Annotated in this window: 17 protein-coding genes and 2 pseudogenes; 10 read left to right on the forward strand and 9 right to left on the reverse strand. The window is 42.3% G+C overall.

Annotated features, from left to right (window positions below):
* Positions 1 to 555 precede the first annotated feature (555 nt).
* Genes rsmG through EL210_RS05440 form a run of 7 tightly spaced genes read left to right on the forward strand, consistent with a single transcriptional unit; the run spans position 556 to position 6646 of the window.
* Entirely contained in the window at positions 556 to 1185 is a 630-nt protein-coding gene (gene rsmG, locus EL210_RS05410) for a 16S rRNA (guanine(527)-N(7))-methyltransferase RsmG (RefSeq protein WP_018920728.1), read from the forward strand.
* A 2-nt stretch (positions 1186 to 1187) separates the two neighbouring features.
* Positions 1188 to 1832 carry an MBL fold metallo-hydrolase gene (locus EL210_RS05415; protein ID WP_025879644.1) on the forward strand — a complete coding sequence of 215 codons (645 nt, stop codon included), beginning with the start codon at positions 1188 to 1190 and terminating at the stop codon, positions 1830 to 1832.
* A 3-nt stretch (positions 1833 to 1835) separates the two neighbouring features.
* On the forward strand, positions 1836 to 2453 hold the full coding sequence (gene ruvC, locus EL210_RS05420; protein ID WP_018920726.1) for a crossover junction endodeoxyribonuclease RuvC: 618 nt from the start codon (positions 1836 to 1838) through the stop codon (positions 2451 to 2453).
* Positions 2454 to 2495: 42 nt separating this feature from the next.
* Positions 2496 to 3143 carry an HAD family hydrolase gene (locus EL210_RS05425; RefSeq protein ID WP_018920725.1) on the forward strand — a complete coding sequence of 216 codons (648 nt, stop codon included), beginning with the start codon at positions 2496 to 2498 and terminating at the stop codon, positions 3141 to 3143.
* 59 nt (positions 3144 to 3202) lie between these two features.
* Positions 3203 to 4021, forward strand: coding sequence for a 3-methyl-2-oxobutanoate hydroxymethyltransferase (gene panB, locus EL210_RS05430; RefSeq protein WP_018920724.1), 819 nt, complete (start codon positions 3203 to 3205; stop codon positions 4019 to 4021).
* Positions 4022 to 4025: 4 nt separating this feature from the next.
* Entirely contained in the window at positions 4026 to 5201 is a 1176-nt protein-coding gene (locus EL210_RS05435) for an MFS transporter (protein WP_025879645.1), read from the forward strand.
* Between the two features lie 17 nt (positions 5202 to 5218).
* Positions 5219 to 6646 carry a hypothetical protein gene (locus EL210_RS05440; protein WP_018920722.1) on the forward strand — a complete coding sequence of 476 codons (1428 nt, stop codon included), beginning with the start codon at positions 5219 to 5221 and terminating at the stop codon, positions 6644 to 6646.
* Between the two features lie 259 nt (positions 6647 to 6905).
* Here EL210_RS05440 and EL210_RS05445 read toward each other — a convergent pair whose 3' ends face one another.
* Together EL210_RS05445 and yihA are read right to left on the reverse strand one after the other, a co-directional pair.
* Positions 6906 to 8687 (reverse strand): ABC-F family ATP-binding cassette domain-containing protein, encoded by a 1782-nt coding sequence (locus EL210_RS05445; RefSeq protein ID WP_018920721.1) that lies wholly within the window; start codon positions 8685 to 8687, stop codon positions 6906 to 6908.
* Positions 8687 to 9283: a ribosome biogenesis GTP-binding protein YihA/YsxC gene (yihA, locus tag EL210_RS05450; RefSeq protein WP_004374149.1), complete on the reverse strand. Its 597-nt coding sequence runs from the start codon at positions 9281 to 9283 to the stop codon at positions 8687 to 8689. Before yihA ends, EL210_RS05445 begins: the two co-directional genes overlap by 1 nt.
* Positions 9284 to 9351: 68 nt before the next feature.
* Between yihA and EL210_RS05455 the strand changes: the two genes are divergently transcribed.
* On the forward strand, positions 9352 to 10335 hold the full coding sequence (locus tag EL210_RS05455; RefSeq protein WP_004374150.1) for a Gfo/Idh/MocA family protein: 984 nt from the start codon (positions 9352 to 9354) through the stop codon (positions 10333 to 10335).
* Between the two features lie 7 nt (positions 10336 to 10342).
* Positions 10343 to 11419 (forward strand): DUF4421 domain-containing protein, encoded by a 1077-nt coding sequence (locus tag EL210_RS05460; protein ID WP_018920720.1) that lies wholly within the window; start codon positions 10343 to 10345, stop codon positions 11417 to 11419.
* Positions 11420 to 11424: 5 nt separating this feature from the next.
* Here EL210_RS05460 and EL210_RS05465 read toward each other — a convergent pair whose 3' ends face one another.
* From EL210_RS05465 to EL210_RS05495, 7 genes and pseudogenes are all read right to left on the reverse strand, one after another.
* Complete coding sequence (locus EL210_RS05465) at positions 11425 to 12282, reverse strand: N-acetylmuramoyl-L-alanine amidase-like domain-containing protein (RefSeq protein ID WP_026285976.1); 858 nt, start codon at positions 12280 to 12282, stop codon at positions 11425 to 11427.
* A gap of 12 nt (positions 12283 to 12294) precedes the next feature.
* Positions 12295 to 14493: a RelA/SpoT family protein gene (locus EL210_RS05470; protein ID WP_018920718.1), complete on the reverse strand. Its 2199-nt coding sequence runs from the start codon at positions 14491 to 14493 to the stop codon at positions 12295 to 12297.
* A 2-nt stretch (positions 14494 to 14495) separates the two neighbouring features.
* The gene (locus tag EL210_RS05475) at positions 14496 to 16016 is read right to left on the reverse strand and encodes a DUF4301 family protein (protein WP_018920717.1); all 1521 of its coding nucleotides are present in this window, start codon (positions 16014 to 16016) and stop codon (positions 14496 to 14498) included.
* A 275-nt stretch (positions 16017 to 16291) separates the two neighbouring features.
* Positions 16292 to 17245, reverse strand: coding sequence for an IS30 family transposase (locus EL210_RS05480; protein WP_126370210.1), 954 nt, complete (start codon positions 17243 to 17245; stop codon positions 16292 to 16294).
* A gap of 357 nt (positions 17246 to 17602) precedes the next feature.
* Positions 17603 to 18598: a hypothetical protein gene (locus tag EL210_RS05485; RefSeq protein ID WP_018920851.1), complete on the reverse strand. Its 996-nt coding sequence runs from the start codon at positions 18596 to 18598 to the stop codon at positions 17603 to 17605.
* Between the two features lie 21 nt (positions 18599 to 18619).
* Positions 18620 to 18983 (reverse strand): annotated as a pseudogene (locus EL210_RS05490) (plasmid mobilization protein).
* A gap of 172 nt (positions 18984 to 19155) precedes the next feature.
* Positions 19156 to 20337: an IS256 family transposase gene (locus tag EL210_RS05495; RefSeq protein WP_126370211.1), complete on the reverse strand. Its 1182-nt coding sequence runs from the start codon at positions 20335 to 20337 to the stop codon at positions 19156 to 19158.
* 653 nt (positions 20338 to 20990) lie between these two features.
* Between EL210_RS05495 and EL210_RS05505 the strand changes: the two are divergent.
* A pseudogene (locus tag EL210_RS05505) lies at positions 20991 to 21419 on the forward strand (DUF3408 domain-containing protein).
* The last annotated feature ends 281 nt before the right edge of the window (positions 21420 to 21700 follow it).

Below are 21700 nucleotides of genomic sequence, written 5' to 3' on the forward strand. Positions count from 1 at the left end.
AATAGAAAAGCAGGAAAATAGGTTAAATCTTCCAATTTCAAAGTCTGCAGTGTGTAATTTGAGGCATACTACAGTGTAATTTGATGCAAAACGCGTGGCTATTTGAGTCAAAGTACACGATGAAATGGCGCATATTGCACTGTGATTTGATGCAAATTATGGCTGTTTTTTACATGATTTCACTTCACTTTTTCTCTTGAATTCAGTAACATGTTGATTGTTAGGAGCTTATAAACTATTGGAAAACAGCGGTTATTTGGAGCAGGGAAGACTCTCGTTTCAAATACGCAAATCTGACAAGGGTATTTGTAAAATCATTTGATAGCCTTGATTTTAATAGAATGGAGTTCGAAAGTTAGATTTTGTTCCCTTTGTCCGGACATGTTTTTCTCCGTGCATATGCACTTCAATGTGCCGATGATGTTAGGTTATAGTATTGCAGATGAAGATGTTGATTGGGCTTAAACTTTCTCTGCCTCTTGAATATTTATTAGCGATATCAACATACTTCCAGAGAAAATTCGTATTTTTGCAGGGTATTATTAAATAAAAACAATGACAGACATCATTACGAAATATTTCCCTCATCTTACGGAAGTGCAGTCCCGACAGTTTGCAATGCTTGATGCACTCTATCGTGACTGGAACAGTAAAATCAATGTGATTTCGCGTAAAGATATCAACAACTTGTATGAGCATCATGTGCTCCATTCCTTGGCAATTGCCAAGGCTATCCGCTTCAAGGAGGGTACGGAGATACTCGATTTTGGCACGGGTGGCGGTTTCCCCGGCATCCCTTTGGCCATCATGTTCCCACAATGTAGGTTTCGGTTGATTGACGGAACGGGTAAGAAAATACGTGTAGCCACCGAGATTGCACAGGCAATTGGACTGACGAATGTCGAGGCCTTGCATCGTCGTGGAGAGGAGGAGAAAGGAAAATATGATTTCATCGTGAGTCGTGCTGTAATGCAGTTGCCCGATTTGATGAAGATTATCCGCAAGAACATCCGTAAGGAACAGCGGAATGCTTTGCCTAATGGTCTGCTGTGTCTGAAAGGTGGAGACTTGCAAGAAGAACTCAAACCGTTCAAGAACATTGTAGAAGTGACTCCGTTAGCAGATTTTTTCGACGAGGAATGGTTTCGTGAAGACAAGAAACTTATTTATGTCCCAATAGGCTGATTATGTTAAAGATAAAACGCTTTTTGTGCAACATGTTGCAGGAAAACTGCTATGTTGTGAGTGATGAAACTGATGAATGTGTCATCATTGATTGCGGTGCTTTCTATGAAGAAGACTTAGCTGCAATCAAAGATTATATTCATTTTGAAGGGTTGAAACCGGTGCATCTTCTTGCCACGCATGGTCATATAGATCACAATTTCGGCAACGGAATGGTTTATAAGGAGTATGGCTTGAAGGTTGAAGTGCATGAAGGGGATAAGCCTTTGATGCTGAAACTCAAGGAACAGGCGCTTCAGATAGCGGGTGTGAAACTTGAGGAAGATCTGCCGTCGGTAGGAAAATATCTCACGGGTAAGGACACAATTGCCTTTGGCTCACATGTGTTTACGATTATAGAAACACCGGGACATTCTCACGGTAGTGTGTTCTTCTACGATGAAGAGGAGCATGTTGCTTTCACGGGCGATACTCTTTTTCAGCGTTCCATTGGGAGAACAGACTTTGAAGGAGGCTCAATGTTCCAGATGATACAGAGTCTTCGCATTGTATGTCAGCTTCCTGATGACACCAGAGTGTATCCCGGACATGGCCCGGAAACAACAATTGGCGCAGAACTTGCCACTAATCCCTATTTAGACCGTTAGTTTATGGCGGTGAACAAAGCAGAAAAAATCATCTTAGGTATTGACCCTGGAACGAATGTTATGGGCTATGGTGTACTTCGTGTGAATGGAAACAAGGCGAAGATGGAGGCTATGGGTGTTATAGATTTACGAAAGGTGCATGATCCTTATTTGCGTTTGGGACATATTTTCGAACGTGTAACAGGCATTATTGAGTCTTATCTTCCGGATGAGTTGGCTATTGAGGCACCGTTCTTTGGTAAAAATGTACAGTCGATGCTGAAGCTCGGACGTGCACAGGGGGTAGCTATTGCTGCTGCAATACGGCGTGATGTGCCCATTCACGAATATGCTCCGTTGAAGATTAAAATGGCAATCACAGGGCAGGGGCAGGCTTCTAAGGAACAGGTGGCGGGCATGTTGCAGCGTGTGTTGCATCTTGAAGAAGAAGACATGCCAAGATTTATGGATGCAACGGATGCTCTTGCTGCAGCCTATTGCCATTTTCTGCAAATGGGAAGACCCGAAACTGATGCCCGACATTACAGCAGCTGGAAAGACTTTGTCGTGAAAAACAAGCAGGTTGTTTCTAAGACTTCAAAGACTGTGGCAAGTGTTGTGAGACCGCATAAGATACCTTGAAACAAGGTCTCATGATGTTTTAGTAAGATATATAAAATAGCAATGAAAAGAGAGGTAAAGGCAGCTTTGTTTGATTTGGACGGTGTTATATTCAACACCGAACCGCAGTATACGGAATTCTGGAGGTCGCAATGCAGGTTGTATCATCCCGAAAAGCCCGGATTGGAAAATCAAATTAAGGGACAAACGCTCGTTGAAATCTATGAGAAATATTTTGCTGACGTGAAGGAAGAACAGGTAAAGATAACCGAAAGATTGAACGAGTTTGAAGCCAATATGCATTTTGATTATGTTGATGGCTTTCTGGATTTTGTTGCCGATCTGCGTCATCATGGTGTGAAGACGGCTGTTGTCACGAGCAGTAATGTTGCTAAGATGAACACGGTTTATGCGAAAAGGCCTTCTTTCAAGAGTTTGTTTGACCGCATTTTAACCAGTGAAGACTTCACCGCGAGTAAGCCTGATCCTGCTCCTTATTTGAAAGGTGCTGAATGTTTTGGCTTATCTCCGTTGCAATGTGTAGGATTTGAAGATAGTTTCAATGGCTTGAAAGCTGTCCGTGGGGCTGGAGTGTTCACGGTTGGTCTGTCAACTACCAATCCGAAAGAGGCGATTAAACCTTATGCAGATATTGTTATTCCCAACTATGTCGGCAAAAGCTATGACTGGTTGGCAGGCGAATTAGATTGATATATATTTTGACATGTCGTGTTTTTGATGTACTTTTGCATGCTGAAAAATAAAATGACATGGGATATTTATCAATTGACAAGAAAAAGATTACATCGAAAACCTTCGTGGAATTAAAGCAGGTTGGTGAGAAAATCACAATGCTTACCGCCTATGATTATACTACTGCAGGCATTATTGACGCTGCAGGCATTGACGGAATTTTGGTGGGTGACTCGGCTTCTAACGTCATGGCTGGCAATGAGACCACTCTTCCTATTAGCATAGATCAAATGATTTATCATGCAAGAGCTGTGGCTCGTGCTTGCAAGCATTGTTTGGTTGTCTGTGATATGCCTTTCGGAAGCTATCAGGTGAGCCGTGAAGAAGGTGTCCGTAATGCTGTCAGGATGATGAAAGAGACAGGCGTTGACGCCTTGAAAATGGAGGGTGGCATTGAAATTGCAGATACCATAAGAGGCATTATCGATGCAGGTATTCCTGTAATGGGACATTTGGGATTGACGCCACAGAGCGTACATAAGTTTGGTGGTTATGGTCTTCGCGCCAAAGAAGAAGCTGAAGCAGAGAAACTTCTGAATGATGCGCGGACGCTTGATGCTGTCGGTTGTTTTGCGATTACCCTTGAGAAAGTGCCTGCAAAGCTTGCGGAAGAAGTCACAAAGTCTGTTAGTTGTGCAACTATTGGTATTGGTGCGGGTAGCGGTACAGATGGACAGATATTGGTTTATGCAGACGCTTTGGGAATGACACAAGGTTTCAAACCAAAGTTCCTGCGTCATTTTGCGGATGTGAGTAAGTGTATGACTGATGGTGTTCAGGAGTATATTCACACCGTGAAGGCTTGTTCTTTCCCGAATATTGACGAAAGCTATTGAACTTATGGATACTCAAAACACCCCAATACATATTAATCTGTGGCATCGGGAGTTCTGGATGCTGTCGTTAGCTAATCTCTTTCTGTGCATGGCAATTTATATGTTGCTTCCCATTGTACCGAAATGGTTGATGAAAGTGCATCATACTGTGCATTGGCAAGTGTCATACGCTTTTGCTTTCTATGCCGTCGGATTGTTTTTCTTGGGTGGGTTCTGTAGTTATTTTGTTCAGAAATACCGACGCAACAGAGTTTGCAGAGTCGGTATTTTCATAATGATAGTGTGTCTGTATGCCATGACATTCTTCCATAGATTGGAGAGTTCTTATGTTTTCTGGGCAGTCAATATGCTGAGTTTTTTGCTTGGTGCTGTGTTTGGGTTAGTGCAAATGGTACTTTCAAGTACGCTGATTATAGATGTGTGTGAGTCATTTCGGCGCACAGAAGCAAACTATGCATCTTCTTGGTTCGGTCGTCTTGCACTCTCACTTGGCCCCATTGCAGGAATAATCATCAGCAGATTTTTGGGTTTCAATAGTTTTATTGTGGCTTCAGTATTGCTTTGTTTGGCGGCAGTTTTATTGATTTACGGTGTGAAATTCCCTTTTAAGGCACCTGATGACAATATTCCTCTTTATAGTCTTGACCGATTTTTCCTCCCACAAGGCAAGTGGCTGTTTGTCAATTTGATGTTGGTGTCGATGCTGTTAGGTGTTCTTCTTTCCATTTTTCATACGCTGACATTCTATGGAATGATGTTAGTCGGTTTTGCCTTTGCTATCTTAGCTCAGAAGTTTGTCTTTGTAAATGCCGATCTGAAGAGCGAAGCTATTACCGGACTTCTTGCTACTTCAATGGCTTTGTTGCTGTTATTGACACGTCGGCAATTGTCTGTTGATATTCTGGCACCGGCACTTATCGGGTTTGGGGTGAGCCTGATAGCTTCCCGTTTTCAGTTGTTTTTCATTAAATTAAGCAAGCACTGTCAGCGTGGAACCTCTCAAAGCAGCTATTTCTTAGCTTGGGAATCGGGGCTTGCATTGGGCCTGTCAGTGGGTTGGGGCTATCTTTATAGCCAGGAACAATTGGCTTTGTTTGTAGCATTGGGACTTGCAATCCTTGCTTTTCTCTATTATCAATTCTTCACTCATCGCTGGTATATGAAAAATAAAAACCGATAAATTGCGTTATAGCAATAATGAAACGGTTTTTATCAAGCATCTTTATTCTTGGTGCTTTGTTTGCAATAGCGTCCTGCAATGATGAAGAGACATTCTCTTTGTCGAGGGCAGATAAGCTGACTTTCTCAACAGATACGGTCAGTCTTGATACGCTCTTTTCTACTACATCATCTTCAACGTATCAGTTTTGGGTTTATAATTTGAATCGCTCCGGATTGCGGTTGGCTAACATACGGTTGGCACATGGTAATCAAACAGGCTTTCGGGTTAATGTGAATGGAACTCCCTTGAATGGCAATAATGGCTTTCAGGCGAGTGATATGCCCATTTATCATGGTGATAGTCTGCGTGTATATGTTGAAGCTACCGCTCCTAATACTGGAGTAACTGCACCGCAGGCATTCACAGAAGACCTTGTTTTCACTTTGGAAAGTGGGGTGGAGCAGCGGGTGAAATTACGTGCCTGGGCATGGGATGCCACGCACTTTGATTTCTTGGATGTACGCCATGACACTGTTATTGACAGCCCCTCGCGTCCAATTATAATTTCCAAGGGGATTAAGGTGAACGAAGGAGCTACATTAACTGTAAAGGCAGGTACAACGATTTACTTTAATCATTCGGCAGGTGTGGATGTTTTCGGTCGGTTGGTGCTTGTTGGAGAGGCGGGGAAAGAAGTGCTAATGCGTGGTAGTCGATTGGATAAGATGTTTGACTATCTACCTTATGACCGTGTTAGTGGGCAGTGGCAGGGATTGCATTTTCATAGTCCTTCCTATCAAAATCAGTTGAGTCATGCTGAAATCCATGGTTGTTTTGACGGGATAGTTTGTGACAGCAGTGATGTTAATCGTGAGAAATTGAGACTTGAACAGGTCACAGTGCATAATTGTCAAGGTGACGGTGTGCGATTGACCAATAGTAAAGCAACACTGGTTAATACGCAACTGACAAATACATTGGGCAACTGTTTGGTTGTTGATGGGGGAGATGTGGCTTTGAATGCTTGCACATTGGCGCAGTTTTATCCTTTCGACAGTAATCGAGGTGTAGCCCTACACATTGCCGCCAAACATGCTTTGGTGAATTTTATGGTAAGAAACAGCATTGTTACGGGCTATGCAAGTGAGCAGGTTGAAGTATCCTTGAGCAGGCTTTCTACGTCAGCTTATCGTTTTGCACATTGTTTGTTGCGTGCCTCTAAAACTCAGTCGGCTGATAGTGTGAACTATACTAATGTCATATACGAAGTTCCTACAGACACGGTTTCTATGGGAGCGAAACTCTTTCTGAAAGTTAATGGCAATCGTCAAGACTATGATTTTCATCTCAGTAAGCAGGCTTTTGCTATCGGTAAGGCCGATAAAACAACGGTTCCCTCTATTGATAGGGATGGAAAAAGACGCAATACTGTGCCCGATTTAGGTGCTTATGCACATCATTGAAATAAGAAGATAATACTCATGTTCGGGATATGATAAAATAAGGTCCATTACATGGTGTTGTAATTTGTATCGAATTACAACGCAATTTGAGTCATTTTACCGTGTAATTTGAGTCAAAATTGATTGTAACTTGCATCAAGTTGCATGGCAATCTGAATTAGGTTACACCTCAGGGCATTTGACATTGTCAAATCACGTCTGTTTTCTCATCTTCTGTTTCTGTAGATAGTTGTTCTTCATCACTAAGCGTCTGTCTTGTTTACGCAAGTTCGGAAAGTTCCAACCACCGCATGCTTTTCTCATCTAACAGCTCTCTCAATGCAGGGAGTTGTTTGCTTTTCTCTGTCAGTTCGTCTACGGATAAAGCGCCGGAGCATAAATCTTCTTCTATTTTCTTGCATTCGTTTTCCAACTGTTCGATTTCTTTTTCCAACTGTTCAAACTCTCGCTTTTCCTTGAAAGTCATCTTTTTGCGGTCGTCATGATGATAGTTGACTTTGGCTTTCACCTCTTTTGTCTTGCTGTTTTTCTCTGCTTCTTCCTTTGATTTCAGCTGTGACCACTCGCGATACTGCGTATAGTTGCCTGGGAAATCGGCTATCTGACCATTTCCCTTGAACACCAACAGGTGGTCGATGACTTTGTCCATGAAGTAGCGGTCATGGCTGACAATGATTACACAGCCAGGAAAATCCTGCAGATATTCCTCTAATACCTGTAAGGTTTGAATGTCAAGGTCGTTGGTCGGCTCGTCTAATACAAGGAAATTAGGGTTTTTCATCAGAACCGTACAAAGGTAGAGCTTGCGTCGTTCGCCGCCGCTGAGCTTGTAAACATAGTTGTGTTGTTGCTCAGGAGTGAACATAAAATATTGCAGGAACTGGCTTGCCGTCATGTGTCGGCCACCCCCTAAGTCTATATAGTCAGCAATTTCCGTGATAACATCAATGACTTTCTGTTGTTCGTCAAACTTTAATCCTTCCTGTGAGAAATAACCAAATCGAACGGTTTCACCAATATCAAACTTGCCACTGTCGGGCTTTACCAAACCCAACAGCATTTTAATGAAGGTTGATTTTCCTGTTCCGTTATTGCCTACGATGCCCATTTTCTCGAAGCGGGCAAAGTTATAGTAGAAGTCCTTCAGAATGACATTTTCCGGGCTCCAGGCTTTGCTGACATACTGACATTCAAAGATTTTAGAGCCAATATAGACATTGTTGGCTTTCAAACGCAGTTGCCGTTCTTCGATACGTTGCTTGGCTTTGGCCTCCAAGTCATAGAAAGCCTCTTCTCTGTAGCGTGCCTTATGACCACGTGCCTGCGGCATGCGCCTCATCCAGTCAAGCTCTTTACGATAAAGGTTGTTTGCACGGGCAATCTCTGCTCTTGTGTTGTCAATTCGTTCCTGCCTTTTTTCAAGATAGTAACTGTAGTTGCCTCGATAGGTATATATGGTTTGATTGTCGAGTTCAAGAATGATATTGCATACTCGATCAAGGAAGAAACGGTCGTGGGTCACCATCAACAAAGTTTTATTTCCACGGTTCAGATAGCCTTCAAGCCATTCTATCATCTCTAAGTCAAGGTGGTTGGTAGGCTCATCCAAAATGATGAAGTCGGGTTCTGTAATGAGAACATTGGCCAAGGCCACGCGTTTTTGTTGCCCACCGCTAAGCTGTCCCATGGGCTTTTGCAGGTCTGTAATCTTCAACTGCGTAAGAACCTGCTTGGCTTTCAATATCTTTTCAGGACTTCCTTCATGATTGAAGCAGGCATCAAGCACGCTCTCTCCCATATCAAACTTAGGACATTGCTCGAGATAACCGATGCGCAGGTCATTGCGGTAGATGCAGGCGCCACCGTCCTTGCTTTCTTTCCCCGTGAGAATAGAGAGCAGTGTGGACTTCCCGGTACCGTTTTGTGCAACGAGTCCGACCTTTTGTCCCTCGGCAATTGAAAAGGAAATACGGTCAAAGAGAACCTGGGCGCCAAAATGTTTCGTCAGTTCCTGAACGTCAAGATAGGGTATCTGTGCCATTATAGCGATTTGTTTATTTCGTCAATATAGGCAAGGAGTTCTTCGCGCCCCAGCTTTTTCTCTGAAGAAGTAATATAGTAAGGTGGGAGCGTTTCCCATCTGTCCTTCAGTTGTTCCAACCATTTCTGTGCATTCTGTTTAGCTTTTCCCGGGCCTAATTTGTCTGCTTTTGTAAACACAATGGTGAAAGGAACATTGCTTTCTCCGAGCCAATCAATAAACTCACGGTCTATTTTCTGCTGTTCATGCCTTATATCTATCAATACAAATACGTTGATAAGCTGCTTGCGTTGCAGGATATAGGATGCAATCATCTGTTCCAATTTCTGCTGTACAGTCTTTGAACGTTTGGCAAAGCCATAACCTGGAAGATCAACAAGATACCATTCATTGTTGATGATGAAATGATTAATCAGAAGTGTTTTCCCTGGAGTTGCGGAGGTCTTGGCCAATCCTTTATGGTTGCAGAGCATATTGATAAGGCTCGATTTTCCAACGTTTGAACGCCCGATAAAAGCATATTCGGGTTTGTCATCCTTTGGACATTTGCTCACTGTTGGGGCTGAAATGACGAATTCAGACTTCTTGATTTCCATATTATTATCAGTTTTTTATTTGCAAAGATAGTAAAAAATATTATCTTTGCAGGTAAAACAAGGATAATATGAAGCTGATCAGTTGGGGATTTATCGGTTGTGGAGAAGTGACGGAAAAGAAATCCGGTCCGGCCTTTGATGAGGTCGAAGGTTCACATGTCGAGGCCGTGATGAGTCGCAGTGAGGCTAAGGCCCGTTCCTATGCTGAACGTCATCATATTCGTAAATGGTATACTGATGCACAGGAACTTATTGATGACCCTGATGTCAATGCCATTTATATTGCGACACCTCCGTCAAGCCATGCCACGTTTGCTATCATGGCAATGAAGGCTGGCAAGCCTGTTTATGTGGAGAAACCCTTGGCAGCAAGCTATGAGGACTGTGCCCGGATTAACCGTATCAGTGAGCAGACAGGCGTGCCATGTTTCGTTGCTTATTATCGTCGTTACCTTCCTTATTTTCAGGAAGTGAGGAATATTCTCTCTCAAAATGTTATAGGCAACGTGACCAATGTACAGATACGTTTCTCCGTTCCACCGCGTGATTTAGACTATCAAAGCACAGAGAAGCTTCCTTGGCGACTGCAGCCGGATATTGCCGGAGGCGGTTATTTCTACGATCTTGCCCCACATCAGTTGGATATCCTGCAGGAACTGTTTGGTGTAATCACCCGTGCACATGGTTATTGTGCCAATCGTGCCCATCTGTATAAGGCCGAAGATACAATCAGTGCGTGTTTTCTTTTTGAAAGTGGACTGCCGGGAAGCGCTTCCTGGTGCTTTGTCGGACATCAGAGTGCAAGGGAGGATTGTATTGAAATCATTGGTGAGAAAGGGTCACTTTCATTCTCCGTGTACAACTATGACCCTATCAGACTTGTTACAAGTGAGGGAACAAGCAATATCGTTGTGCCTAATCCTCCTTATGTTCAGTTGCCGATTATCAAGTCGGTGATAGAGGATTTGCAGGGATTTGGTGCCTGCACATGTACTTCGGTCAGTGCGACTCCCGTGAATTGGGTAATGGATAGGATATTAGGTAAATTCTAATGATGTAATGGACATAAGGAAATTATCTGCTATTACCATTTTTCTATGTTTTTCGATACTGTCCTTTGCAGGTGGATATCATCTTAAGAACCGTTTCCTCGATAAGCTTTACAGCATAGCAAAGGACTTCTCTCGGATTGATACAGCCTATATTGAACCTCAGAAATATAATTATGCAGTCATGCTTCAGAATACCAATACCTACGAAATGTATCGTATTGCGAACAGTCTGCATCAAAGTGTGGATTTAGCTCCAGACCCAAGTTACAAGATTGGGCCGTATTTCGGTTGGCGTTGGATATTCTTGGGTTACACGTTGGACGTAACCCATCTGTCAAGCAGGAATAAACGAAAGGGAATTGATCTCAGCCTTTACAGTAATCAGTTAGGGATTGATCTTTTCTATAGAACAACGGGTGATGACTATCATATCAGGAAGATAGACCTTAATGATAACCAGAAAATTGATGTCAGTTCGTTAAAGGGAGTGAACTTTGCCGGCTTACATGCTGATATACGTGGGTTCAACTTGTACTACATTACTAATCATAAGAAATTCTCATATCCGGCAGCTTTCAGTCAGAGTACTTGTCAGATAAAGAGTGCTGGTTCGCCTATTCTGGGCATAGGTTATACGCATCAGAAGCTTTCTATGGATTGGGAGGCTCTCTATGATGTGGTGACCAAGCATTTGGGACCGGTTGAAGGGCTTGACAAAGCGAGGTTAGACAGTGCCGGCATATCTGTCAGTCGTGTCAAATATGATAACTATTCTGTCATGGGGGGCTATGGATACAACTGGGTTTTTGCCCGCCATTGGCTCTTTGATGTGTCTCTTTCGGCTTCTCTTGCCTATTTACACACGATCAGTGAGGCCGAGAAACAGCAGAATTTCTTTCGCTTCAATAAGTTTACTATTGATGGTATTGCCCGCTTTGGTGTTGTTTATAACAATTCAAAATGGTTTGCCGGGATGAGTTCAATCTTCCATACTTATAATTATCATGAGCGTGAATTCTCTACCAACAGTGTATTTGGAAGTGTGAACTTCTATATCGGTTTCAACTTTGGAAAGAAGAAGTAGTTCACTTATTTGTTCTTTCCAATCCTAACGATGCGTATGCCAATCTGCATAGGATGCTTTGACATATAGGTGCGTAAGGGCATCGGTTCTTCGACAACCTTATGCCTGATTTGGCTTGCATTGAGCATATGCAGACCGTCTTTGTGCCATACCGCAATCCCAATATGGCTGGTATCAAGCCCTTTCTTAGACGTGATAATGGCAATGATGTCTCCATCTTTTATGGTCTTACGATAGAGACTGGTATTGGCTATCTGCGCTTTGGGTATATAGTGAAACTTCTTCCCGGTCAGCTGTTGTTCCATTTTAGAAATTGCCTGTATCCATTCCGGGTGTGCTTTCAGCATAGGATAATTGTCAATATGCTGGCTCATATAGTCCACATCCAACGTCTGTACTTTTGTGAATGGTGCACTGTTCGCTTGAATTTCATGAACGAAGCCAAGTTTTGTGTTGTCAGAAATCCACGCTGTAAAGTAGTGCAGACGGGTAGGGTAATCCACTTTTCCTCCTTCGTATCTAAGCATTCGGAGATAATAACAGAAGTCTGCAAATGTCGGTAGCTTCTTGTTTTCTGTGCATAGTGTGAGTGCGAGTACGTTTTCTACGTAAGTAGTACAGTCCAATTGCCGTAGATTAACAATCAGCTGCTCCTGTTTGTTCACTTCTAATGTCTGTGCAACATATGGAACACCAATCAATTGCCGGGCATAGAAAAGTATAATATTTTTGTCTTTCGAAAGTTTTTTCCCCTGTTCCAACAGCTTCATGACTTTGATGCTGTCTGCTTTCGTATAGCAAACAGCAGCATTCAAATGCACTGATACTATGAAGAACAATGCCAAGAAGATTTTCCTTATCACTTTGTTTATAATCTAAATTCTTATAATCTGTTTGACTCCTTTTACCGTTTTCAGTTTTTTGATAAGTTGATTGAGTTTGCTGTTGTCTTCAATCATCAATACTACGTTACCACTGAACAACCCATCGTGTGAGTCAATATTGATAGATCGCATGGTAAGTTTATCCTCTTTAGAGATGATATTGGTGATATTGCTGACAATTCCGATGTCATCATTGCCAATGATGCGTAATGTAATGGCATACTGACAGCTTCCTTTTCCACTCCATTTAGCTTTCACAATGCGGTAGCCGAAGCGCTTGCGGAGTTCTGGGGCATTAGGGCAAGTGTTGCGATGGATAGTAATCCCCCCGCTGACTGTTACGAAACCGAAAACATCGTCGCCATAGATAGGATGACAGCATTGTGCCAGTTTATAGTCAATACCTTTCAGGTTACGGTCAATCACCAGTACATCATCTTCCTTATAGGCAAATTTCTCGTTTGGATTCTTGTATTCAAAGTTCTCTGCACTCTCTGCTTGTCGGGTGCCACTGTCATGGTCGCGAACTTCTATATAGCGTTCAATAACCGTGTTGGCATCCAGTTTTTCATCAGCAATATCTTTATAGAAGTCTGACGTTTCCTTATATCCTAATTTCTTGATGATATGCGACATCAGGCTTTCTTCTATCTCAATCTTCTTATTCTTGAATCTTCTTTCAAGAAGTTCTTTGGCATAAAGTCCATCCTTAGCCTGCGTTTCTTTCAGTGCAAGACGGATTTTTGCTTTTGCTTTTGAACTTTTCACAATGTTGAGCCAGTCGCGTTTAGGCTTTTGGTTGCTCTGTGTCAGAATTTCAACCGTGTCACCAGAATGCAGCTTTTCCCTGAAACTGACAGCCTTTCCATTGATTTTCCCACCGGTACATGTGTTGCCAATATTGGAATGGATATAGTAAGCAAAGTCTAAAATGGTTGCACCCTTGGGGAATTTCAATAAATCTCCCTTTGGTGTAAACACATAGACTTCGTCTTCATAGAGGTCCATTTTGAACTGATCCATCAGTTGAAGGTCATCATTATTTTCCAAGGCAGACCGTATATTGGCCAACCATTCGTCAATGCTGCCTTCACTTTTGATGCCTTTATACCGCCAATGAGCTGCCAGTCCGTGTTCGGCAATTTCGTCCATGCGCTCAGTACGGATTTGCACTTCAACCCATTTGTTCTCTGGCCCAAGTACAGTGATATGCAGACTCTCGTAGCCATTGCTCTTCGGTACGCTGAGCCAATCGCGCAAGCGCTTGGGGTTGGGTTGGTACATGTCTGTGATGATAGAGTAGACCTGCCAACATTGCATCTTCTCTTTCTCTAAGGGAGAGTCCAAGATGATGCGAATGGCAAAGAGGTCGTAGATGCCTTCAAACTTGCATTTCTGTTTCTTCATCTTCTGCCAGATAGAGTGAATGCTCTTCGTTCGTCCCTTCATGTGGAACTTCAGGCCTGCATTTCTTAGCTGTTCCTCTATTGGCCCGATAAACCGTTTGATATAAGCATCGCGGGAAGTCTTGGTCGCATTCAGCGAATCCTTAATCATATAGTAGGCATCATGCTCAAGGTATTTGAGGCTTAAATCTTCTAATTCACTCTTCAGTTTATACAAACCAAGTTTGTGAGCGAGTGGAGCATAGAGATAACTTGCCTCTTCGCTCACTTCCTTTTGGGCCTCTTTCGCTTCCGTATCACGGATTTGACGCATGAGATTCACTCTGTCTGCAATCATAATCAGAATGACACGCATGTCTTCAGAGAATGATATCAGCAGGTTTCTGAAGTTCTCACTCTCTATGATGGGGTTCTTCTTGTAGAGGTTATGGATTTTAACCAGACCATGAATAATGTGAGCTACGCTGGTTCCGAATTTTGTTTCTGTGTCCTCAAGGGTCAGATGACCATTGAGGACAAGTGTAAAGAGCATGGTGGCAAGCACGCCATCGCGTTTCAGGCCAATCTCGTCTACGGCAATCTGTGCCGTGCGTAAAGCCTGGAGTATGGGGTTAAGTCCGAAAATGTCACGCTGTATGTGTCCCTCAACGATAGCTGTTGTCAACTGTTCACGCAGTTGCTGTTCGTCATCGCTCTTCAAAGTCTCACCTATAATATCACGAAGATGATTGAGAATCTCCGTTGTTTCTTCGAGTTCTGATTTTGTAAATTCGAATTTCTCCATGTTTATTGATGTTGTTCCCTCAGAAGATCGTTCACGGTCTTGACGGGATTGAACGTTTCAAGAGGTACTTCTACGAATATTGTGTTCCAGTCGCTCATAGCACCATTCCACAGACCTGGCAGTTCAAGCGCTTTCAGTTCGCGTCCGTCCTTGCTCTTGTTGCTGATGAAACCTGTTGAATGATCTATGTAATCTGGTAAATGGAAAGCATGTCCCTGATAGTCTTTGATAGCACAAACCAAGTCGACGGGATTGAAGTGTGTGCCATTTCTGAACATCTTCATATATTCTTCGTTGGCGGTATCAATCTGACTGCTCTCTAAAATCTGTAGGCTCACAGTGCCGTCCTGATTATAAGTAAGGAAAGGTCCACCGCCAGGTTCGCCTACATTCTTCACGACACCACACACGCGGATAGGGCGATTAAGTTTTGTTCTAAGGTATTTTGCTAATTCTGCATCAGTCAGTTTGTCAATGTCGGGCTTTCTGCAGCATAAGTCATTCTGCACGAAACGTTTGATTTCTTCAAGCTCTTCATGACTGCATTTCCCTGCGTCGAGCAATGCAAGATAGTTGAAAATCTTCTGCTGTATGTCCACGAGTATGCCGGCAAGCAGTTGCTTATAAGTCACGGTCGACGGTTTGAGCCTGTCAGGTACGACGTTGTCGATATTCTTGATAAACACGATGTCAGCGTTAATCTCATTGAGATTTTCTATCAATGCACCATGTCCGCCGGGGCGGAAAAGCATACTTTGGTCTGCATTTCTGAAAGGAGTATTGTCCGTATTGGCTGCAATCGTATCCGTACTTGGCTTTTGTTCGGAAAAACTGATATTGTATGACACTCCGAACTTCTTTGCAAGATGGTCTGCCTTCTCTTTAACCTTAGCCTTGAACAAAGCCAAATGGTCATGACTTACAGTGAAATGAACATTGGCCTCACCGTTACAGCTGGCATAGAGTGCCGCTTCCACAAGGTGCTCTTCCATTGGAGTGCGTGGGCCATCCTCATAGTTGTGGAATAACAGCAGGCCCTTTGGAAGGCTGCCATAATTTAATCCGGCCGGTTGCAATAGATTGGCAACGATATCCTTATAGCGTCCTTCTGCAATCAAGTCAACAATATCTTTGCCTTGGTTGGCTTTACATGCCTCGTTCAAAGCATCTTTGAAAGCGAAATGTTCTATCTCGGCAAAGAATGTCTTCTCAAAATCTGTGGTCGGAACTTCATAAGGTGAGGAGAGAAAAGCAAATATATTCTTGAACATTCTGCTGGCTGCACCGCTGGCAGGAACGAATTTTACAATCTTATGCGGACGCTCTTTATATTGCTTCCATTGTTGAATGAAAGCGTCACGTTCCTCATTTGAGGGCGCAACTATGCCATTCCCGACAGACGCTGCAGCTTCAAGGCGCAGAAAGGGAAAGCCTTCTGCTATCTGTTTCAACTGTTTTTCCACTTGCTTCTCACTGATACCACGTGAAGCTAACTGTTTTAGGTCTTGCTTTGATAGTGTCATATTTCTTTCGATTAGATTAAAAAAATCAATTATCATCTACAAATTTACAATATTTTTTATTATTCCTCACAAAAGAAGATGAAATGAATATTAAAATCATCATATTTTCTTTATTCGTCAATTTGCATCATCTTTTATGGCAACATTCTACGTTTAGCATGTTGGAAAGGGATGATTTGCAGAGCAATGATTTTACCTATAGCTGTCAATGGCAGCGATGAGAGTTGAAAACTTTATTTTTTAACGCAGGGTAGTTTCAACTACCAAATGCGAATTTACTTAAGTTTTTTGTAAAAAACAAATTTCGGTGTCCTAAAGTTAAGTTTCTTCCTGGGTCTGTCATTTAATTTTGCTTCTATTGCGGCAATATACTGCGTTGAGAGTTTGTTTATATTACATTTTTTATCGATATACTGCCTGATTAACATATTCAGATTTTCTACAGCTCCCTTCTGCCAGGGGCAGTGTGGATGTGCATAATATACGCTGCATCCTAAAGATTTTTCAATGTCCTCATACTGCATAACCTCCGGTCCGTTGTCTGTAGTTATGGTATGTACAGCATCCTTTATGGGTCTCAAAGCCTCTGTTACGGCCTTGGAAACCTCCCGGGCCGTCTTGTATTTAGCCAACTTTCTGATAATCCCAAGGTTGGTACTTCTCTCCACCATGGTTAATGCCGATGAGTTTCCCGGGCCGATGATCAGATCCATCTCCCAGTCTCCGAACCGCTTTCCGTCAGCACAGGCAGGACGTTCGTCTATGCTTTTCCGATTCCCAGAGAGTGACTTTTGGTCTCTTTTAAGCCAGTGGTTCCTGTATTTGAACTGGAAACGACAGAACCTATAGATGTCTCCACCATCATTAAGGTCCCGCCAGATGTACTTGTATATGGTCGTGTGAGACACACACTTCCTTCCAAGTGTCTTCATACGCCCGCATATCTGCTGTGCAGACCAGCCCATCCTTAGATATTTACTGATATTCCGCCACATCTCAGGAGTCATCTTGCGAGGTCTCTGATAGCATCGCTTGCTCCTTCTTGCTCTCCTGACGGCAACCGTATAGGTGTATTTACCCGTATATTCAGAAGAGTTACGCTCTATCTCACGGTATACTGTACTTCTGTGGACGCCTATTGCTTCTGCAATTGCTTTCTTGGACATTTCTTTTTGGAGTAAGACAGAAATTGTGTATCTTTGCTCCGAGGTTAATTGATGGAACTTCATAATACAAAATTAATTAATCTTGGGGAGGCCGTGGTCTCCCCTTTGTTTAATATATGTTTAATCGTAATCTTCTGTTTCGCTCTCGGGGGCTGCGAGCCCCCGCCGCTGGGCACCCCTCGGTGTTTTTCATAGTTCTTTGTAAACTATTTGTCACCGAAGACTATCCATTTACTAATTTAAACTACACACCGTTAACAAATGTATTCTTAGAATATTGTGTTAAAGAGTGTCGCTTTTTTCCTGTTCTTTCTTTTGCACGTTTTTGATATCCTCTTTATTTAAATAGGGGATTGGAATAAACAACCTGTCCTGCTTCTCGCATAGAGAGAATTTATATAGCTTTAGAAAATTAAAGATCTATAGTTTTGTGAATTTTCCTTTATCATTAATAGTATATCTATCAACCACATCTTTTTTTATAATTTTTCCTTTACGTAATCTATTCCTATACACAGTTATATTAAGATTCTTAGATATTGTAAAGGAATTAGCATTCCAATCTTTGCTATTTTCTCCGACTTGTGAGAAGACTGTTACTTCATCTATTATGCTCTTATTAACTGATGTTATTAGTCTGTAGATTAGTGAAGGAGTATTCTCAAGATAATAACAAATCATATCAAGTTGATACTTTTTTCCTGTATGGAAGCGATAGAATAGGCTTGGCAAAGAATTGTCCCATCGACTTTTATAGATTTGCTCCAATTCTTTATTTCCCCTCACACTGATAGGATGGTATGGCATTTCATCTTGTTCTCCCATGTCATAGCGTTCTTGTTCTTTCTGGAATTGGCTAAAATCAAAGGGTAATAGGATTTCTTCCATATCTATTTCAGATTGTCCTTCAGCAGCTATCTTCCTTTCTTTTAGAGAGTCAATAGCTTTAATTTCTGCTTTATATTTATCTGCATTATAGCGTGTTAACAGGACCTTCTCTGGTAGGTAAAATACCCCCTTACATTCCATTAACTTCCAAACAACATCACTATTTTTTTGTTTATATATTTTTGCTTTTCCCCTTGCATGATCGTCATAGAAACCATAAAAAGAGAGATAAAGTGTATCATTTTTGAATATCCCTCTTATATTATTTACATTTTCCGTGGAGCAATCTATCCTACTTCCACTTTCCAATGCACTACAGTAGTAACCGATAACAGAATTTTGTTTTGTTTTTTTCAATATAAGATGAAAAGTTTGATTAGTGTGAGATTGCCTCCCATCATATCGGTAATATATCCAGTTTCCTACTAAACTATCTATTGAAGTTTCCAATGTAGCCTTCAATTCAGTTTTGGCTGTACAACCACTGATAAAGAGACTTACTACCATTGATAATATAATCTTTTTCATTGTTGTTATAATTCATCGAACTCACGTTATAATAGCCAATTCAAGCATCATTTTCTCCAACTTAGCGAGCATCGCAAAGGCTTTTTTCTAGGTAAAGTTGCTCTTCAAAGTGACAACTGTTTGGTTATAATTCACTCCGACACTGCGGAATTGCCCGTACAAAGTCGTCAGTTTCTGGTAATAATCAAGCAAGGGAACGATCCACTTTTATCACCCGAAAAATCTCATTAAAGATTCTTACCTTGATGAATAGTGACAGACTTGGTACACCGCTTTCCTCTTTCATCGTGAGAAAATGAGCGTATTCCGTCGGTGTGAAATTGACCGAAATACACTTTTCTGTCTTCTCTTTGGAGCGTGTGCTCCGAATTTTCTTCATTTTCATTTCTTTCTTTGGATTTTAGTGTTTCACGACATCACTGGCATTTGAGACATTGATTCTCCCTTTCAAAAAATGACTTCGGAGTTTTTTCAGCTCTCTGCAAGAGCAAGGGTTTTATGCTGCAAAAACGAAGTTTCGGCACTGTCTTTCAAAGTGTGTAAATATTCCTTCTATTCTATTCTATTCTCTCTTTCCATTCGTTTTCTATTTTCTGTTTCCAGTTTTTAAATTGATATATTCTTCTGGCATATGTCTTCTTTGTTTCCTCCACAGCCACAGCAGCCAATAGGAATATCACTGACTTGTCTGACGGCATAGAGGTCCTCATGCTTACGGTTCTCTTGTATTTTCTGTTTAACCTTTCAATCCAGTTGGTCGTGTATATGCACCTTTGTACTTCTATGGGGAAGTCCATGTACGTGAAGTAAGCTGCGTTACGCTCCGCCTTATACCTTCTCAAGGTTGGGTACTTCTTTTCCCATTTGGTTACAAAAGTAATGAAATGTCCGTATCCCTGCAAGGATTTCATCTCTTTGTTCTCCAAGGAAAACACTTCGCCAAGTTCCCGGGCCACTTCCGGCTTATCCTTATGGGATACGCTACCAAGTATCTGTCGCTTGACATGTGCCACACAGAACTGGTGGGCTGCCTGCGGAAAGGCAGCACAGACGGCATTCTCTATGCCTTGCAGCGCATCGGAAACGACAAGGTCAATTCCCTCGACGCCCCTTTCTTTCAACGCCTCAAGCTCCTCTTTCCAGCATACGGCCCCTTCTGTGGGATGGTTGACTACGGTGAGCACTTCCCTGCTTCCGTCCTCCAACACCCCCAGCATGGTATAGTAGGCCTCCTTGGATACCTGCCCGTCCCTGCGGGTGGAGATAAAGGTGGCGTCAATGTAGACGGCTAAGTAATGCGGGGACAAGGCACGGCCGAGCCACTGTTCAACGTCTTCACGGCAACACCTGGACAGATAGGAAACCTGCTGCCTGCTGTAAGCGCGGCCATAGATGCTGTCGGAGAACTCGCCTATCTGTTGCGTAGTAAGTCCCTTGGTGTAGAGAAGGTTGAACAGCCTCGCACGTTCCTCGCTTTCATTGCGTATCAGGCCCAGGAGAACGGGATAGAAGTTGCCGCTGCGGCTGCGGGGGACGCGCAGGGAAAACTCAAAGCCGTGACTGTACCAACGTCGAGAACGGAAACCGTTGCATTGCTCATTGCCGTTTGCACTGACGAAAAGCTCCCGTTCATGAAACATCAAGGAGTTCATAATTAAAGACTGAAGGGTGACAAAACCCTCGCTGCTGCTTGTGTAATTCGAAAGAATTTCCGAAATTTGTGAATGTGTAAGTTTCATTTGTTCGTTTCTTTATTGTTTTCAAGTACAAAGATAAGAATTAAATGGGCTTACACACTTTTATAGGATACTACCGAAGTTGTGCTGCATAAGACATACTTTGCTATTTGCTCCGACGCAAATAAAATCGCCTCGAAAGGCGGTGCTTTATCTTATCGAAATGTATATTTTCAAAGCCATGAAATACCGACTTATCGCTGCTGCAAAGTTACTATCTCTTGTCCCCCAATCCATTAAGAGGGACGAAGCCACAACTATCCAAATCGAAGGCACAAGTACGCACTAAAAAAATCACGCTGATTACAGCATCACCGAGCCATATATTTGCACTGTCGAATATGTCGGTGGGGGTATGCGTCTTCGATAACATCACGTTTCGATGGGCGATATGAGCGATGGGCTATATCAAAGGACATGCCCTTATTTCTCTCATCCGAACGTGGGAATGTGCGAAAGCAGATACAATCGAACGATTGTATTGATGAGCACTAATCAATATCTCCACAGAAAGGATATGAACGAAAGGATGTAGCCCTACCGGTACAAGCCTATTATTAGCCATATCTTCAATAGCGGATGTATTTATCTTCGTCGGTAAAGATATCGGCAATGAAATGAACAGTGAATTGTATAACAATAAAAAATAAGGAAGTATGACAGAGAACCAGAACGGCAAGATAGATCTCGTTGCCATCCGAGAACTTATTTCATAGGGTATTCTCATGAAAAGAAAAGAGAGTGAGATGAAACGCTCTCAATCAGAAGAACTGTGTGTCGAACCAGAACGTCCAAATGACGAACCAATATCAAAGGATTTTTCAAGAGTCTCAAGAAGAGAGAGGTGAAAGTCTAATAAGGGCGATTATGAGTCGCTTTTCATCTGTCGCAACACTTTGAAAAATCGAAAGACCATCTAGATTGCCAAAGAGTTGCAGGACACATTGGCGGAGATAGTCATGTCAATGAGAAACAGGGATATGACCATCGGTATCTATGTGGGAAATATCATCCTTCATCATCTTGAAACCTACAAAGATGAAATCAACAGATTAGCGGAGATTGAGTTCAAGAAATTATTGTGAGGCATTTAGCAATGGCTTTTTGTTACTTTTGAGCCGTATCAACTCACTGTCAAAAGTAATGAGGTGCTTTTTCATTGTGGGGCTTTGTCCGTCCAAAGCTCACGAAAGAAAAGGAGCGGTTGGCAAATCTGCCGACCACTTTACTCCATCTATTCTCTTGAATGATTATTTCTGATTTTATGCGGATTCCAGAGGTGAGGGAGTTGAGTTTCAACCTTTTCTCTTTCCCTGCTTCTTGCATATCCGACATTTTTTATGCGTTTTTCCGTCGGTCGTTTTCG

It is taken from the genome of Segatella oris, assembly GCF_900637655.1.
GTDB classification, from domain to species: Bacteria; Bacteroidota; Bacteroidia; order Bacteroidales; family Bacteroidaceae; genus Prevotella; species Prevotella oris.